At 63.5% G+C, this 16,105-nt stretch carries 15 protein-coding genes; 14 read left to right on the forward strand and 1 reads right to left on the reverse strand.

The genetic code is table 11. The features are described 5' to 3' along the window. The first annotated feature begins 142 nt into the window (after window positions 1-142). The 6 genes from QRN04_RS02025 (at window position 143) to gatB (ending at window position 6,334) form a co-directional block, all read left to right on the forward strand. Window positions 143-1,024, forward strand: coding sequence for a cytochrome c oxidase assembly protein (locus QRN04_RS02025; protein WP_284974471.1), 882 nt, complete (start codon window positions 143-145; stop codon window positions 1,022-1,024). An 88-nt stretch (window positions 1,025-1,112) separates the two neighbouring features. Further along, window positions 1,113-2,216, forward strand: coding sequence for an AI-2E family transporter (locus QRN04_RS02030; protein WP_284974472.1), 1,104 nt, complete (start codon window positions 1,113-1,115; stop codon window positions 2,214-2,216). Then, window positions 2,213-2,869, forward strand: a complete 657-nt coding sequence (locus QRN04_RS02035) for a DUF1345 domain-containing protein (protein ID WP_284974473.1) — start codon at window positions 2,213-2,215, stop codon at window positions 2,867-2,869. Before QRN04_RS02030 ends, QRN04_RS02035 begins: the two co-directional genes overlap by 4 nt. 87 nt (window positions 2,870-2,956) lie before the next feature. Continuing rightward, on the forward strand, window positions 2,957-3,253 hold the full coding sequence (gene gatC / locus QRN04_RS02040; protein WP_211711130.1) for an Asp-tRNA(Asn)/Glu-tRNA(Gln) amidotransferase subunit GatC: 297 nt from the start codon (window positions 2,957-2,959) through the stop codon (window positions 3,251-3,253). A 4-nt stretch (window positions 3,254-3,257) separates the two neighbouring features. Continuing rightward, on the forward strand, window positions 3,258-4,826 hold the full coding sequence (gene gatA / locus QRN04_RS02045) for an Asp-tRNA(Asn)/Glu-tRNA(Gln) amidotransferase subunit GatA (protein ID WP_284974474.1): 1,569 nt from the start codon (window positions 3,258-3,260) through the stop codon (window positions 4,824-4,826). Next, window positions 4,826-6,334: an Asp-tRNA(Asn)/Glu-tRNA(Gln) amidotransferase subunit GatB gene (gene gatB, locus QRN04_RS02050; protein WP_284974475.1), complete on the forward strand. Its 1,509-nt coding sequence runs from the start codon at window positions 4,826-4,828 to the stop codon at window positions 6,332-6,334. Before gatA ends, gatB begins: the two co-directional genes overlap by 1 nt. A gap of 25 nt (window positions 6,335-6,359) precedes the next feature. Here gatB and QRN04_RS02055 read toward each other — a convergent pair whose 3' ends face one another. After that, complete coding sequence (locus QRN04_RS02055) at window positions 6,360-7,289, reverse strand: LysR family transcriptional regulator (protein ID WP_284974476.1); 930 nt, start codon at window positions 7,287-7,289, stop codon at window positions 6,360-6,362. A 106-nt stretch (window positions 7,290-7,395) separates the two neighbouring features. Between QRN04_RS02055 and tdh the strand changes: the two genes are divergently transcribed. The 8 genes from tdh (at window position 7,396) to QRN04_RS02095 (ending at window position 16,087) form a co-directional block, all read left to right on the forward strand. After that, complete coding sequence (tdh, locus tag QRN04_RS02060) at window positions 7,396-8,442, forward strand: L-threonine 3-dehydrogenase (RefSeq protein WP_284974477.1); 1,047 nt, start codon at window positions 7,396-7,398, stop codon at window positions 8,440-8,442. 74 nt (window positions 8,443-8,516) lie between these two features. Continuing rightward, a complete protein-coding gene (locus QRN04_RS02065) occupies window positions 8,517-9,710 on the forward strand; it encodes a glycine C-acetyltransferase (RefSeq protein WP_284974478.1) in 1,194 nt (397 codons plus the stop codon). Window positions 9,711-9,767: 57 nt separating this feature from the next. Beyond that, a complete protein-coding gene (locus QRN04_RS02070) occupies window positions 9,768-10,865 on the forward strand; it encodes an NAD(P)/FAD-dependent oxidoreductase (protein ID WP_284974479.1) in 1,098 nt (365 codons plus the stop codon). Between the two features lie 11 nt (window positions 10,866-10,876). Beyond that, window positions 10,877-12,127, forward strand: coding sequence for an imidazolonepropionase (gene hutI / locus QRN04_RS02075; RefSeq protein WP_284974480.1), 1,251 nt, complete (start codon window positions 10,877-10,879; stop codon window positions 12,125-12,127). Between the two features lie 199 nt (window positions 12,128-12,326). Further along, window positions 12,327-13,244, forward strand: a complete 918-nt coding sequence (locus QRN04_RS02080) for an SIS domain-containing protein (protein WP_284974481.1) — start codon at window positions 12,327-12,329, stop codon at window positions 13,242-13,244. Window positions 13,245-13,254: 10 nt separating this feature from the next. Next, on the forward strand, window positions 13,255-14,268 hold the full coding sequence (locus QRN04_RS02085; RefSeq protein WP_284974482.1) for an ROK family protein: 1,014 nt from the start codon (window positions 13,255-13,257) through the stop codon (window positions 14,266-14,268). 14 nt (window positions 14,269-14,282) lie between these two features. Then, on the forward strand, window positions 14,283-15,236 hold the full coding sequence (locus QRN04_RS02090; protein WP_284974524.1) for a 1-phosphofructokinase family hexose kinase: 954 nt from the start codon (window positions 14,283-14,285) through the stop codon (window positions 15,234-15,236). After that, on the forward strand, window positions 15,233-16,087 hold the full coding sequence (locus tag QRN04_RS02095; RefSeq protein ID WP_284974483.1) for a class II fructose-bisphosphate aldolase: 855 nt from the start codon (window positions 15,233-15,235) through the stop codon (window positions 16,085-16,087). Before QRN04_RS02090 ends, QRN04_RS02095 begins: the two co-directional genes overlap by 4 nt. Window positions 16,088-16,105 lie beyond the last annotated feature (18 nt).

Raw genomic sequence — 16,105 nt, forward strand, 5'->3', positions numbered from 1 at the left:
CAATGACCTTTCCTCAGGGTACGGACTGGCCCATGTTACTTACTGAATCTGAGAACTTCCCTGATTTGCCCAATATACGAAGGTCCGGGCCGCGAACCCATCCTCCCCGCGGCCTCCCATCTGCACGCGCTATCATTGCGGTGTGCCGCCCTTTGACGTTCTTGGTAGCGCCTGGCGGATTGACTGGGCAGCTGTAGTGATGATCTGTGTTTCCGGTGTGCTCTATGGGCTCGGCCTGAGGGCAGCTGCTGCCAACGGTCAACGCTGGCCGCTTTGGCGAACCCTGGCCTTCTACTTCCTGGGTCTCGGGTCCCTTGCCGTCCTCACGTGTGGCTTCCTGGGCGTCTACAGCGCTGAGCTGCGCTGGGCCTTTACCCTCAAGGTTTCCCTGCTCCTCTTTGTTGTCCCCCTGTTAGTGGGCTTGGGCCGGCCCATCTCGTTGGCTCGCGCCGCCCTGTCGCAGGCCGGAATCACCAGGCTCAACGCCGTGCTCGCCCATCGCGCCGTCAGGTTCGTCAGCAACTCCTTGGCAGCTCCCCTTTTGGGCTTGGCCTTGTTCTCCACCTTCCTGACTCCCGCGTTTTATACCTTGCGCGCAGATCCGTTGGCCGAAACGCTGGTGACCCTCCTGGTTCCGTTGCTGGGCCTCCTGATGGCGCTTCCGATCATCGAAGAATCGGACTTCCAACGTTCCAGCACCTACATCACCTTGGAATTCGTTTTCGTTTTCATTGAGCTGTTGGTGGACGCTGTCCCCGGCATCCTGCTTCGACTCAACGGACAGGTCCTTGACCACGTGGTTGCGAGGCAGTCCTCGTTGGCGTGGTTCCCGGATCCGCTCCGCGACCAGCAGTTGGCGGGCGATGCCCTGTGGTTCGTCTGCGAGATTGTGGATCTGCCGCTCATCATCTTGATGTTCATGCGTTTCTCCAGAAGTGACAAGCGCGAAGCCAAGAGCTTCGATGACCTCACGGACCAGGAATTGGAAGAGCTGAACGCCCAACATCTGCGCAGAAGCCAGTAAGGTTACTTTTCAACTGCCCTGGGGACGTTTCAGCGGCGCTGGTAAGAGGGAATGATCGTTCGCTCCGGCTATTGCAAAGGAGAATTCCATGCCTGGCAACCGCCCTGGTTTGGCATCGCTGTGGACTGACGGGCTGGGCCGTGCGAGCATTCGAGCCCTGCAAGTCCTGCTTGTCACCGCGCTGGCGTGGCTGGTCATCTGGGCGTTGACGCGAGTCCCACTGGTCTTGATTCCCGTGCTCATCGCACTGATCCTTGCCTCGGCCATCTCGCCGCTGGTGCGGTGGCTTGCCCGGCACAGATGGCCCCGCGCCCTTGCCGTCCTGGCCTCATTTGTCGCGATACTCGCCGTTTTTGGCGGAGTGGTCACAGGCATCGTCTTTCTCGTCCGTGCCCAGTCGAAGGACCTGACGGCGAAGGCGGTAGCCGGTATCGACCGGCTGCATGACTTCCTGAAATCCGGTCCGGTCCCTGTCAGCGATGCCCAGATCACGGCAACGAAGAACTCCGTGCAACATTTCCTGACCTCGAGTGCGTTCGGAACTGAAGCGCTCACCGGGGCGCGTACCCTGGGGGAGATCCTCGCTGGCGTAGTGCTCATGGCTGTTATCTTGTTCTTCTTCCTCAAGGATGGCCACAAGATCCGGAATTTCCTGATCGGTTTCCTTCCCGCGGACGGCCAGTCCAATGCGCACCTGGCCATGGAACGGAGCGCCATAGTCCTTGGCGGTTACGTCCGCGGCACGGCCGTCGTCGCGGCGACTGACGGTTTGATCGTTGGCGTTGCCTTGGCGTTGACCGGTGTTCCCTTGGCGCTTCCGCTGGGTGTTTTCGTCTTTATCGGCGGATTCATCCCGATCGTGGGCGCGACGGCGGCCGGAACTTTGGCTGTAGCTGTTGCCCTGATCTCGAACGGCCCGGTGGCCGCCCTGGTGATACTAGCCGTCGTTATCGGTGCCAACCAGTTGGAGCACCATCTCCTGCAACCGCTCTTGATGGGCAGGGTTTTGAGCATTCACGGGCTGGTGATCCTACTGGCGTTAGCGGCAGGGACCATGCTCGCCGGGATTGTTGGCGCACTCCTCGCGGTTCCAGTGACCGCAGTAGGGTGGACCGTCATCAAGACCTTGTCCGGGAATACCCCTGCCCATGAAGGCCGCGCAGAAGCAAGCGTCGTGGAGGAACGGCCATGATCAGGAGCAGATTCCGGGCCTTTGCCCACAGATCGTTGGTGCGCTTGGTGGTGATGGTTATCGTTGGGCTGGCAGTAGCCCTCGCCGTCGGAAGTTTCGGGGCATGGGCTTACGCTCCGGCACTTGGCTGGGCAGCGGCGTCTTTGACTTACCTCATTTGGGTGTGGACTGCCATTCACGGCCTGGATGCTGAGCAGACGGCCACCCATGCCCGGGCCCGTGAAGAGGACCCCGGCCGTGTTTGGTCGGACGTTCTGGTCTTGGTTGCCGCCATGGGCAGCTTCGGTGGTGTTGCCTTGATCCTGTTGGAGGCAGCATCGGCTCAGGGTGGCCCGAAGGCAGCAATCATTGCTTTGGCCTTGGGCAGTGTGATCCTGTCCTGGCTGTTGGTACATACCCTCTTCACCCTCCGGTACGCCACGTTGTACTACCGCGACTCCAGCGGTGTGGACTTCAACAAGCACAAGCCGCCGTGCTACAAGGACTTTGCCTACCTCTCTTTCACCATCGGAATGACCTTCCAAGTTTCCGATACAGACCTCACTACGGACGCCGTCCGTTACACCGCGCTCCGCCACGCACTGCTGGCGTACCTGCTCGGCGCAATTGTCCTGGCTACCGTCATCAACCTGGTTTCAGGCTTGATCCACTGACTCGGGCGGCCAAACAGGCCGTCCGAGCGTGCCCGGTTGGCCAGTAGACTGGACCGGAAAACCAATTGAACTTTGCAGGGGAGATCCATGGCTGCGATCAACCGTGACGACGTCGCGCATCTTGCGCGCCTGGCTCACATTGAAATGAGTGCCGAAGAACTGGACAGGATGGCCGGCGAGCTTGCCGTCATCGTGGATTCAGTGAAGTCAGTGAGCGAGGCCGCGGGGGAGGACGTACCTGCTACGTCGCACCCGATTCCGCTGACCAACGTGTTCCGTGAGGACGTTGTGGGCCACACCTTCACCGCCGAGCAGGCGCTCTCCGGGGCTCCGGATGCTTTCGAGAACCGTTTCAAGGTCCCGGCAATCCTGGATGAGGACTAACACGATGACTGATCTGAAGAATGAACTCATCCGCCACTCTGCTGCCGATCTCGCGGCGAAGCTGGCGGCGGGCGACGTCTCCGCCGTCGAGGTGACGCAGGCGCACCTTGATCGGATTGCCGACGTCGACCCCCAGGTGAATGCCTTCCTGCACGTCAACAGTGAAGAGGCTTTGGCAGTAGCTGCCGAGGTCGACGCCACGCGCGCCGCAGGCGGTTCGGCCGCCGAGGAACTCCACGCCCTGGCCGGCGTTCCGATCGCGGTGAAGGACCTGATTGTCACCATCGGCCAGCCCACCACTGCAGGTTCGAAGATCCTTGAGGGCTGGCACAGCCCGTACGACGCCACGGTGGTCAAGAAGCTGCGCGCGGCCAAGATGCCCATCTTGGGCAAGACCAACCTCGATGAATTCGCCATGGGGTCTTCCACCGAGCACTCAGCGTATGGGCCTACCCGGAACCCTTGGGACCTGAACCGCATTCCCGGCGGTTCCGGCGGCGGTTCCGCTGCCGCCGTCGCCGCTTTCGAAGCGCCACTGGCGCTTGGGACTGACACCGGTGGTTCCATCCGCCAGCCCGGTGCCGTCACCGGAACCGTGGGCATGAAGCCCACGTACGGTGCCGTTTCCCGCTATGGCGCGATCGCCATGGCGTCCTCATTGGACCAGATCGGCCCTGTGGCGCGAACGGTACTGGACTCGGCCCTGCTGCAGGAAGTCATTGGCGGACATGATCCCTTTGACTCCACGTCGTTGACGGACCCTTTCAATAACCTCGTTGCCGCTGCCCGCGTTGGAAACGTTGCGGGCATGAAGATCGGCATCATCAAGGAACTGCACGGCGAAGGCTACCAAGCCGGCGTCGAGAACCGCTTCAACGAGTCCCTGCAGCACCTCAAGGATGCGGGGGCCGAAATCGTCGAGGTTTCCTGCCCCAACCTGAAGTACGCCTTGGGTGCCTACTATCTGATCATGCCGTCCGAGGTTTCAAGCAACCTGGCAAAGTTCGACGGCGTCCGCTACGGCTTGCGCGTCCTGCCCACCGAGGGTCCCATGACCATCGAACGGGTCATGGGTGCCACCCGTGCCGCCGGATTCGGCGACGAAGTCAAGCGGCGTATCATCTTGGGCACGTACGCCCTGAGCGCCGGCTACTACGACGCCTACTACGGTTCTGCGCAGAAGGTCCGTACGCTGATCCAGCGGGACTTTGACGCTGCCTTTGCGCAGGCCGACGTCTTGATTTCTCCCACTGCTCCCACCACCGCGTTCAAGTTGGGGGAGAAGCTCGATGATCCGCTTGCCATGTACCTGAACGATGTCGCCACGATCCCGGCCAACCTTGCCGGGATCCCGGGCCTGTCCTTGCCTGGTGGCCTGGCTGATGAAGACGGTCTGCCGGTCGGTATCCAGTTGTTGGCTCCTGCCCGCGAAGATGCACGCCTGTACCGTGTGGGTGCTGTCCTCGAATCCATCCTTGAAGAGAAGTGGGGCGGCCCGATGCTCTCCAAGGCGCCGGATCTGAAAAGTGCTGCCCTTGGTGCCGTTTCCAACTCCGCCGGAGGTTCCAACTAATGTCCGTTGACGCAACCCTGAGCTTCGAAGAGGCCATGGAGAAGTACGATCCCGTCCTGGGGTTTGAGGTCCACGTGGAGCTCAACACCAAGACGAAGATGTTCTCCTCCGCGCCGAACGTGTTCGGTGATGAGCCGAACACCAACGTCAACGAGGTCGACCTCGGCATGCCGGGCGTCCTCCCGGTCGTGAACAAGGCCGCCGTGGAGTCCTCCATCAAGATCGGCCTTGCCTTGAACTGCAAGATCGCCGAGTCCTGCCGGTTCGCCCGGAAGAACTACTTCTACCCGGACACCCCCAAGAACTTCCAGACCTCGCAGTACGACGAGCCCATTGCCTATGACGGGTACCTCGATATTGAGCTTGAGGACGGCACCGTCTTCCGCGTGGAGATTGAACGCGCCCACATGGAGGAAGACGCCGGAAAGCTCACCCACATGGGTGGCGCCACGGGCCGTATCCAGGGCGCCGACTACTCCTTGGTGGACTACAACCGTTCGGGTGTTCCGTTGGTTGAGATCGTCACCAAGCCGATCGAGGGCGCCGGGAGCCGCGCGCCGGAATTGGCCAAGGCGTATGTCGCAGCGGTCCGCGAGATCGTGAAAAACCTCGGTGTGTCCGATGCCAAGATGGAGCGGGGAAACGTCCGTTGTGACGCCAACGTCTCCCTCCGCCCGCATGGCCAGGAACGGTTCGGCATCCGGTCCGAGACCAAGAACGTGAACTCGCTGCGCGCCGTCGAGCACGCCGTCCGTTACGAGATCCAGCGCCACGCTGCCGTTCTGGATTCGGGGCAGCCGATCATCCAGGAGACGCGCCACTGGCACGAGGATACGCGTTCGACGACGTCGGGCCGGCCCAAGTCCGACGCCGACGATTACCGCTACTTCCCCGAGCCGGACCTGGTCCCCGTGGTCGCCTCGCGCGAATGGGTGGAAGAACTGCGTGCGACCCTTCCGGAGCCTCCGGCCGAGCGCCGCAAACGCCTCAAAGAGGCATGGGGCTACTCGGATCTGGAGTTCCGCGACGTCGTCAACGCCGGCGTCATGGACTCCATCGAGGAGACCATCGCAGCCGGTGCCTCGGCAGATGTGGCCCGCAAGTGGTGGATGGGTGAGATCGTGGGCCGCGCCAAGGTGGCCGACGTCGAACCCGCCGAGCTCGGTGTCACGCCGCAGGTGATCGTTGAGCTGAACAAGCTCGTCGAAGACGGCAAAATCAACAACAAGATGGCCACCCAGGTCCTGGACGGCGTACTCGCCGGCGAGGGTGCCCCGGCCGAGATCGTGGAGAAGCGCGGCCTCGCGGTTGTGTCCGACGACGGTCCGCTCTTGGAGGCGATCGATGCAGCCCTGGCGGCGCAGCCGGACGTAGCGGAGAAGATCCGTGGCGGCAAGGTGCAGGCCATTGGCGCCATTGTGGGCGGGGTTATGAAAGCCACCCGGGGCCAGGCTGATGCAGGTCGCGTGCGCGAGCTCATCCTCGAGAAGCTCGGAGTGCAGGGCTAAGTCCCAGCCAGCCCACCCAAGTTGGTCAGGCTGGCCTGGAAAGCCCGGTCATGACGGTTTGAAGTGATTCGCAAACCGTCATGACCGATTTCCTTTTCAGGGTTTCGGGCCGGGCCAGGATGTCGATCTTGCGCACCGAGTTCACTCCGGACAGCGGCCGCAGCACCACACCGGCGTCGAGCACCCGGCGGGCGGTGAAGCGCGGCAGTAAGCCGATCGCCCCGCCCGCCGAGACGAGCGCCGCGACGGTCGAATAGTCGTTGATCCTGTGCAGGACCTCTGCTGGCCTGCCGCTGACGGCAACGACCGCGGCAAGGACGTCGGCGGGGGAGTAGCCATCGCGGCTGGTCACCCACGGTTCGCGGACGACGTCGGACGGGTTCAGGTGTGGCCGGGTGGCCAATGGGTGGCCTGCCGGCAAAGCGACGTCCAACGGCTCGTCAGCCAACGGGATCACAGCCACCTTGTCCTCGGGCCACGGCGGGCTGTTGTCCATCCGGTGTGCCAGGACAAGGTCATACCGCGCAACTAAGCCGGGGAATTCCTCCTGTGCCACGTCCTCGTCAGAGAGGCGAAGCCTGGGCGACTTACCGCCGTCGGGCCCCGTTCGTGACGCCAGGTGCGCCGCCAATGGCGCGAACAGCGCCTGCCCCGCGCTGTGGAAGGCGCTAACACTCACCGGTGCGTCGGGGGCATCGTGGTAGGCGCCAATAGCCGCGCGGGCATCTGCCATGGCGTTCACGACGGCGGCCCCCGCCTCAGCTAGGACACGGCCGGCGTCCGTCAGCACCAGGGCACGTCCTTCCTTGCGCGTCAAAGGTACATCTACCGATTTCTGCAGCAGGGCAAGCTGCTGGGAGACGGCGGATGGAGTCACCATGAGGGTCTCTGCCACGGCCTTGACGCTCCCAAGGTCCCCGAGCTCGCGGAGCATCTGAAGCTGATGGATTTCCATTAGTAAATCCTAAATCGTTGATTGAGAAGAATCTAGTTGTGCTAAATCGTCAGCGGCGCTTCAATGGTCTCAGCAGCAGTGCCGCAGCCCATCAGTGAGGAATTCCATGAAGGCTCTCTATAAATCCGGACCCCACGCAGGGTTTGAACTCGTTGACCGCCCCGAACCGGAAGCCGGTCCCAGCGACGTCAAAATCAGGGTCATGACCACTGGTATTTGCGGCACGGATCTGCACATCCAGAACTGGGACGCGTGGGCGCAGTCCATGATCGAGGCACCCCTGATCGCCGGCCACGAGTTCTACGGCGAGGTGGTGGAAATCGGCGAGGACGTCCGGGACGTCAAGGTCGGGGACAGGGTTTCGGGCGAGGGGCACGTCGTTTGCGGGATCTGCCGCAACTGCCGGGCCGGTCGGCGACAAATGTGCATCCACACGGTCTCGGTTGGCGTGCAGCGCGATGGTGCCTTTGCCGAGTTTGTTGTCATCCCCGAGACGAACGTATGGGTCCACCAGGACGAGTCCGTCACGCCGGAACTGGGAGCAATCTTTGACCCGTTCGGTAATGCCGTCCACACGGCGCTCAGTTTCCCGCTGGTGGGCGAGGACGTCCTGATCACCGGTGCCGGTCCTATCGGGCTCATGGCAATCGCCGTCGCAAGGCATGCAGGAGCCCGAAAAATCGCTATCACTGATGTATCCGCTCCACGCTTGGAGCTGGCCCGCCACATGGGTGTGGACCTGGCCGTGGACGTCTCCAAGATGCGTGTGCGCGACGCGCAGCGCGAACTGGGTATGCGTGAAGGATTCGACATCGGACTGGAAATGTCGGGACACCCCACGGCGCTGCCTGAGATGATCGACAACATGAACCACGGTGGCCGGATTGCCATGCTCGGCCTTCCCAGCCAATCCATCGACATCAACTGGGGCAAGGTGGTCACCCACATGCTCACCCTCAAGGGCATCTACGGCCGGGAGATGTTTGAAACCTGGTATGCGATGAGCGCCATGCTCTCATCCAACCCCGTATTGCACCGGAGCATCTCCGCGGTGGTGACGGACACCTTGCCTGCAACCGAGTGGGAAAAGGGCTTCGACATCGCCCGCAACGGCGTCGGCGGCAAAGTGGTCCTTGACTGGACTGCACTGTAAATCCCGAAACGCGAGCCCCCGAAACCCGGGAATCCCGAGACCCTAGAAACCTCTCCACGAACTGAGGAGCACGTATGTATTCAGCCATCAAAGACCAGTTGGTAGGCGAGCTGGACGAGATCCGCACTGCCGGACTCTTCAAGACCGAGCGCCACATCGATTCACCGCAGGCAAGCCACATCGCAGCAGGCCAGTTGGGGCAGCCGGCCAACAAGGTCCTGAACTTCTGCGCCAACAACTACCTGGGCCTTGCCGACCACCCGGACATCATCGCTGCCGCCAAGTCCGCCATGGACGAGCGCGGCTTCGGCATGGCGTCCGTGCGCTTCATCTGCGGGACACAGGACCTTCACCTTGAGCTGGAGGCCCGTGTTTCACAGTTTTTGGGCACGGAAGACACCATCCTCTTCTCCAGCTGCTTCGACGCCAACGGTGGCGTGTTTGAGTCACTGTTCGGCCCCGAGGATGCCATCATCTCGGACTCGCTGAATCACGCGTCCATCATTGACGGGATCCGGCTGAGCAAGGCCAAGCGTTTCCGCTACGCCAACCAGGACATGGCAGACCTTGAGGCCAAGTTGGTGGAAGCGTCCGGTTCGCGGCGCAAGATCATCGTCACGGACGGCGTGTTTTCCATGGATGGTTACCTTGCCCCGCTGGAAGCTATCTGCGATCTCGCCGAAAAGCACGATGCCCTGGTCATGGTGGACGACTCACACGCCGTCGGCTTCATGGGCTCCACCGGCGCAGGCACTCCGGAACATGCCGGCGTCTCGGATCGGGTGGACATTTACACGGGGACTTTCGGCAAGGCACTTGGCGGAGCTTCGGGCGGCTACGTCTCCGGGCGCGGTGAGATCGTTGCCATGCTGCGCCAAAAGGCACGTCCCTACCTCTTCTCCAACTCCCTCGCTCCGGCCATCGTCGCCGCCACCATCAAGGCGATCGAGCTGGTCCAGGAATCCGGTGAGCTCCGCACCCGCCTCTTCGAAAACGCCGCCCTTTTCCGGCGTCGGATGAGCAAGGAAGGCTTCGAACTCCTCGACGGCGAGCACGCCATCATCCCCGTGATGTTCGGCGACGCCGTCATGGCGGCCCGCGTGGCAGACCAGATGCTCCAGCACGGCGTGTTCGTGACGGCCTTCAGTTTCCCTGTAGTGCCCAGGGGCGCAGCCCGGATCCGCGTCCAGCTGTCTGCAGCGCACAGCACGGACGACGTCGAAGCTTGCGTTCAGGCGTTTGTGAAAAGTCGGGCGGCAGTCGCCTAGGGACCCGGCCGAACGTAAAGCAGCACCAACATTTCCATCGTCTGACAGGATGGGCCCATGGCTTCGAATTATGACGTGGTAATCGTTGGCGGCGGCATCGCCGGACTGTCCTTGGCATCGGCCTTGGCAGGCAAGTGCACTGTTGCCTTGGTCGAGGCTGAGCAGTCCTTGGCGTTCCACACGTCCTCGCGCTCAGCCCGGCAGTTGATCCCCAGTTACGGCCCTGCGGTTGTACAGGAGTTGACCGTCCGGACCCTGGAGCTGTTGCACGAAAGGGACGGCACAGCAGCTGAGCCGGTGCTCACTCCACGCGCTTTCATGATGGTGGGAGACGATGTGACCGTGCGTGCCGAGGCCAGCGGGAACATGCTTCCCATATCCCATGCTGAGGCACTTCGGCTCTGCCCGGCCCTCAACCCGGATTCGTTCACCGCCGCTGGGCTGGATACCGGTTCTTTCGGCTGCGATGCGCCCTTGCTGCTTGAGGAGCATCGGCGCATTGCCGAAACCGCCGGGGTGGACATCATCACCGGAGCTCGGGTGCACTCAGCGCAGCGGCTCGGGAGCGGCTGGCAGGTGGGTGCAGGAACCGAGGGGCTGCAATCCGGCGTCGTGGTTAACGCAGCTGGCGCCTGGGCCGATGAGCTGGCCGTCATCAGCGGCGTGGAGAAGCTTGGACTCCAGCCGTACCGGCGCACGGGGGCGATCGTCAATGTTGAGAGACCGTTGCCGCCCGAGACCCCCATGGTGTGCGCCGCCGATGAATCCTTCTATTTCCGGCCAGAGGGCAACCAAGTGTTGATTTCGCCGTCGGAAGCTGTGCCCAGCGGGCCAGAGGACGCCCGGCCCTATCCGGGTGATGTGGAGAAGCTGATCGCCACGCTCAACGATGTGACATCCATGGGCATCCGCTCCGTTGACCGCGCCTGGACGGGACTGCGGACCGAAGCCGCGGACGCGATTCCGGTGGTCGGTTTCGACGCCGAAGCCCCCGGCTTCTTTTGGTTGGCAGGGCAAGGCGGATATGGCTTCCAGACATCCTCCGGCATCGCGGAGCTGGCCGCCGCACTGATCCTTGGAACCGTACAGCCCGACAGTCCGGAATCCCGGACAGCGGAGCGGCTCGCTGCCACCCGCTGGTCCATCCGGCGCTGAACAATAGGGTCATGAGCGGAAACTGGGACGGGCACGGCGGAGCATCAGGCGGCAGCACACTCATCACCAACGTGGGTGAGCTGATGACCCAGGACTTGGAACACCGGGTCCTCAAAGACGCGGCGATCGTGATCGAGGGCGAGCGCATCGCGTGGCTCGGGTCCACCAAGGATGCTCCCGCGGCAGATGCAAAACTCGACGCCGAAGGCCGCGCCGTCCTGCCTGGTTGGGTTGATTCGCATTCCCACTTGGTCTTCGCGGGCGACCGGACCGCCGAGTTCGAAGCCCGCATGGCCGGGGAGAGCTACAGTGCCGGAGGCATCGCCGTTACAACAGGTGCAACCCGGGCCGTCAGCGATGAGGAGCTCACCCGGCTCGTCAGGGCCCGGGTCGCCGAGGCAGTATCCCAAGGCACCACTTACGTGGAAAGCAAGACCGGCTACGGCCTGGATGTCCACAACGAGGCCCGCAGTGCGCGCATCGCAGCGAGGGAAGTGGACGAGGTCACCTATCTGGGGGCGCACCTGGTCCCCGAGGGCGCCGACCCTGAGGAGTACACCGATCTGGTGTGCGGTCCCATGCTCGACGCCGTCCTTCCGTACGTCCGTTGGGCAGACGTGTTCTGCGAGCGCGGCGCCTTCACTGAGGATCAGTCCCGCCGTGTGCTGACCGCTGCACGGGACGCCGGATTGGGACTGCGGGTGCATGGAAACCAATTGGGTGAGGGTCCCGGCGTCGGGCTGGCCGTGGAGTTCGGTGCGGCGAGTGTTGACCATGTGAACTTCCTTTCCCCTGAGGACATCGCCGCGCTTGCGGGGAGTTGGCGTGGATGGGACCGGGCGACCGGCACGGGAGCGCGGGGTACGGTGGCGACCTGCCTGCCCGCTTGTGACCTGTCCACGCGCCAACCCTTGGCCCCGGGCCGGGCGTTGCTTGACGCCGGTGTCCAGATCGCGCTGGCTGCGAACTGCAACCCTGGCACCTCCTACACAAGTTCCATGGCGTTCTGCGTGACCACCGCTGTCCTGCAGATGCATTTGAGTGTCCACGAGGCCGTGCGCGCGGCAACCTACGGTGGCGCCCTGGCGTTGGGCAGGGAGTCCGGGAACGACGTCGACGGCGAGCGGGCGGTGGGTTCGCTCGCGGTGGGCCACCGGGCGGACTTGCACATGCTGAAGGCGCCGTCAGCTACGCACTTGGCTTACCGGCCGGGGATTCCTTTGACGCATTCGGTATGGCGAGCCGGCGTGCGGGTGGTGTAGCGCGCCGGGTTATCGGCGTCGTTGTTGTGGCTGCACTTATGGTCGTGTCGATCGCCCTGACGGTTCGGGTGTGGAGGGCAAGGTACCGTTCGGAGCGGTTCCGGCATGTGAGCAACTGACTCCTTGTGAGATCGAAAATGATCGTTTAGTGTTTCCATAGATCAGAAAACGTCATTTGCTGTGTGGGAACGGGATCACGATGAGCGAGAACATACTCGGGGCTTTCATGGAGGAAGAGCTGGTCTCCCAGCCCGCCGTCTGGCAGCGCGCCGTCGAACAAGCCCGGGCCGAGCAGCTGCTTCCGGCCGATGGCCAGCGTGTCGCCGTGGTGGGCTGCGGAACGTCGTGGTTCATGGCCCAAAGCTATGCGGTGGCCCGCGAATCTGCGGGCAAGGGCGTGACGGATGCGTTCGCCGCCTCCGAGGCCTTGCTGAACAGCAACAGTCCCGCTCGCCAGTACGACGCCGTTGTGGCCATTACGCGCTCGGGAACCACCACTGAGGTACTGGAGTTGTTGGCCGCATTGCAGGGTCTGGTTCCCACAGTGGCGATCATTGGCGATACGTCTTCGCCGATCGTTCGGCTTGCCGATGCCGTGATCGGGCTGCCTTACGCCGATGAGCGTTCGGTGGTCCAAACACGCTTCGCCACGTCCGCCCTTGTGTACCTGTTGACAAGTCTGGGCATGGACGTCCAGCAGGCTATCGACGATGCCCGGGATGCTGTGTCCGCCCCGGTGTCCCCGGAACTGCTGGGGGCAGAACAATTCACCTTCTTGGGAACCGGCTGGACTGTTGGCTTGGCCCACGAGGCGGCCCTGAAAATGCGTGAAGCTGTGCAGGGCTGGACAGAGTCCTACCCGGCCATGGAATACCGCCATGGTCCGATTTCCATTGCCGCCCCCGGACGGGTGACGTGGTTGTTCGGTGACCAGCCCGACGGGCTGGATAAGGACATGGAAGCCACCGGAGCGCTGTACGTGCACACCGGAAAGCACCCGTTGGCGGAACTCGCCCGTGTCCATAAAGTGACGCTCGAGCGCGCGCGGTCCCGCGGCCTTAACCCGGATCTGCCGCGCAACCTGACGCGCTCGGTTATTCTCAACGCTTCCGCCTAGGACCCCCGCCATGGTCCTTGGAGCCGCAGAATCGCCGGTCCTCTCCTTCGACGTCGGCGGGACCGACATCAAGGCCGGGCTGGTGGATCCCCACGGAACGGTCCTCGGCATGCGCCGTGTTCCTACCCCGCTGGACTCCAAGCGTCCGGGGGAGGCGGTCCTCGACCGCATTGCTGAGCTTGCGGCGGAGCTTACCGCCGAATTTCCGCAGGCCAAGGCGCAGGCGGCAGGAATCATCGTTCCCGGCATCGTGGACTCAACATCGGGGGTGGGAATCTACTCAGCCAACCTTGGCTGGCGCAATTTCCCCTTCACCCGCGAAGCGGAGCGGCGCCTCGGCATCCCGGTAGCGTTCGATCACGATGTCCGCTCCGCAGCGGCCGTGGAGCACACCTTCGGCGGCTCCAGGGAATTCCAGGACGTCGTGGTGATGGTGGTGGGCACGGGAATCGCTGCTGCAGTCTTCTCCGGCGGCAAGGCCGTCACCGCCGGTGGGTTCGCGGGCGAACTGGGCCATGCGCAGGTCCCGGATCCCGACGCTGGCTACGGTGACGGTCGTTGCGGAGACACCGGCAGAACCAGGACAACAGGGACAGCCAGGACAACCGGCTACACCATCCTGGAAGCGGTGGGCTCAGCCGGTGCCGTGGCGCGGCGCTACCAGGCCGCGACCGGCGTCGAAGTCCAGGGTGCCCGCGAGGTGCTGATACGGGCGCGCTCACAGGACGCCGTCGCTGCCCGCATTTGGGACGACGCCGTCAGGGCCTTGGCGTTCACTATCTGCCAATGCGTCAACATCATCGGAACCGAAGCCGTGGTGATCGGCGGCGGCCTTGCCGAAGCCGGTGATGAACTCCTCCAGCCGCTGCGTTCCTCGGTGGACGCCATGCTTGATTTTCAGCGCCGTCCACAACTCATGCGGGCCCAACTGGGCCAAAATGCCGGGTTGCTCGGTGCCGCCATGAACGCCCGGGCTCTCTTGGGCACCATGGAGTCAACGGCCCACCAACGGAGGCAGCCGTGAACCGCGTGGCCCCAATGAACCGCATCATCACTGTCACCCCGAACCCCGCCATCGACATGACCTACACCGTTCGCGGGATCACCGAGGGGGCGAGCCACAGGGTCCCCACCCCCTTGAGCCGTGCAGGTGGGAAAGGAATCAACGTAGCCCGGGTGATCCATCAACTCGGCTACCCCGTGCTCGCCATCGCACCTACAGGGGGCGCGGCCGGTCAGACCCTGGCAGCGGAGTTGTGGACCAGCGGGGTGCCGCACACCCTGGTGGGAGTCGCTGCGGAAACGCGCCGCAGCATCGCCTTGGTGGACACGCTGGCCGGTGAAACGTCCATTTTCAACGAAGAAGGCCAAGCCCTGCTGCCGGACGAATGGCGTTCCCTCACGGCCGCCGTCGTGGAAGCTGTCAGCGGCAACCGAAACCTGCCGGCCTCCGTCCTCGTCGGCTCCGGAAGCCTGCCGCCTGGGGCGCCCGGCCACTTCTATCCGTCACTGGTGCAACTGGCCCACGACGCCGGCATCCCGGCCATCATTGATACTTCCGGTCCCGGCATCATCGCCGCTGCACGGGCTGGAGCGGATGTCCTCAAGCCAAACCACCACGAACTGGCCGAAGCCACAGGCGAAGCCAGCGTGGAAGCAGCGGCACTATCGCTGATCGGCATGGGTGCCAGAACGGTTTTGGTGAGCGCTGGTTCAGAGGGCATGCTGGCCTTCGACCACGCGGCTCCCGGAGGTTACTGGACCGCACGCCTACCGGAGCCATTGAGCGGCAACCCGACGGGGGCAGGTGATGCCGCGGTCGCTGCTGCCGCCGTCGCGCTTGCCGAAGGCATCAACGAGCCCCGCGAAATTCTCCGCAGGGCAACAGCGTGGTCCGCAGCCGCTGTGCTCATGCCGGCCGCGGGGGAGATCTCACCCCGCTTCAAGGAACTCGAAGAGCAACTGATGGTTACGTGGAAGGAACCCCGATGACCCTGGTCGCCACGCGGGAACTCGTGGAACGCGCAGCGGCCCGCGGCGCGGGCCAAGGCGCCTTCAACGTCATCCATGTGGAAACCGCCGAAGGACTCGTGGCAGGCGCGGAAGCAGCAGGAGTTCCCCTGATCCTGCAAATATCGGAAAACTGCGTCAAGTACCACGGCGGCCTGGAACCTATCGGCGTGGCCACGTTGGCCATTGCCCGTGCTGCATCGGTGCCGGTGGCCGTGCACCTGGATCACGCAGAGTCGGAGGAGTTGGCGCTTGCCGCCGTCGACTTGGGGTTCGGGTCGGTGATGTACGACGGCGCGCACCTTCCCTATGAGCAGAACGTCGCGGCCACTGCGCGCGTGGCGCAGTATGCCCATGAGCGGGGCGCCTTTGTCGAGGCCGAACTCGGCAAGGTCGGTGGCAAAGACGGCGCCCACGCCCCCGGGGTCCGCACCGACCCCGGCGAGGCCCGGGCCTTTGTCGAGGCGACGGGGGTGGACGCGTTGGCCGTGGCGGTTGGCTCGTGGCACGCCATGACCGAGCGCAGCGCGGCACTGGACCTTGAGCTGATCACCCGACTGAAGTCCGCCGTCGGAAAACCGCTGGTCCTCCATGGCTCTTCCGGAGTCAGCGACGACCTGCTCGTGGCGGCTATCAAGGCTGGTATGACTAAGATCAACGTATCCACGCATGTAAACGGGTTCTTCACCCGTGGCGTCCGTCAGTACCTGGACGCCAATCCTGAAGTGGTGGATTCCAGGAAGTACATCCAGGCGGGGAGGGCCGCGCTGGTAATGGAATCTGCACGAATGCTCACGCTGTTCGCCAAGGTGCACTTTGCCAAGGTGACATAGCCCGACGCCGCGAAAGGC

Origin of the sequence: Arthrobacter sp. efr-133-TYG-104 (assembly GCF_030208915.1) — a bacterium.
GTDB lineage: Bacteria > Actinomycetota > Actinomycetes > Actinomycetales > Micrococcaceae > Arthrobacter.

What these genes read in the sequence shown, in the direction of transcription:
- QRN04_RS02030 (WP_284974472.1), top strand. Translation starts at nt 1,113, where the DNA reads ATGCCTGGCAACCGCCCTGGTTTGGCATCGCTGTGGACTGACGGGCTG.
- QRN04_RS02035 (WP_284974473.1), top strand. Translation starts at nt 2,213, where the DNA reads ATGATCAGGAGCAGATTCCGGGCCTTTGCCCACAGATCGTTGGTGCGC.
- gatC (WP_211711130.1), top strand. Translation starts at nt 2,957, where the DNA reads ATGGCTGCGATCAACCGTGACGACGTCGCGCATCTTGCGCGCCTGGCT.
- gatA (WP_284974474.1), top strand. Translation starts at nt 3,258, where the DNA reads ATGACTGATCTGAAGAATGAACTCATCCGCCACTCTGCTGCCGATCTC.
- gatB (WP_284974475.1), top strand. Translation starts at nt 4,826, where the DNA reads ATGTCCGTTGACGCAACCCTGAGCTTCGAAGAGGCCATGGAGAAGTAC.
- QRN04_RS02055 (WP_284974476.1), bottom strand. Translation starts at nt 7,289, where the DNA reads ATGGAAATCCATCAGCTTCAGATGCTCCGCGAGCTCGGGGACCTTGGG.
- tdh (WP_284974477.1), top strand. Translation starts at nt 7,396, where the DNA reads ATGAAGGCTCTCTATAAATCCGGACCCCACGCAGGGTTTGAACTCGTT.
- QRN04_RS02065 (WP_284974478.1), top strand. Translation starts at nt 8,517, where the DNA reads ATGTATTCAGCCATCAAAGACCAGTTGGTAGGCGAGCTGGACGAGATC.
- QRN04_RS02070 (WP_284974479.1), top strand. Translation starts at nt 9,768, where the DNA reads ATGGCTTCGAATTATGACGTGGTAATCGTTGGCGGCGGCATCGCCGGA.
- hutI (WP_284974480.1), top strand. Translation starts at nt 10,877, where the DNA reads ATGAGCGGAAACTGGGACGGGCACGGCGGAGCATCAGGCGGCAGCACA.
- QRN04_RS02080 (WP_284974481.1), top strand. Translation starts at nt 12,327, where the DNA reads ATGAGCGAGAACATACTCGGGGCTTTCATGGAGGAAGAGCTGGTCTCC.
- QRN04_RS02085 (WP_284974482.1), top strand. Translation starts at nt 13,255, where the DNA reads ATGGTCCTTGGAGCCGCAGAATCGCCGGTCCTCTCCTTCGACGTCGGC.
- QRN04_RS02090 (WP_284974524.1), top strand. Translation starts at nt 14,283, where the DNA reads ATGAACCGCATCATCACTGTCACCCCGAACCCCGCCATCGACATGACC.
- QRN04_RS02095 (WP_284974483.1), top strand. Translation starts at nt 15,233, where the DNA reads ATGACCCTGGTCGCCACGCGGGAACTCGTGGAACGCGCAGCGGCCCGC.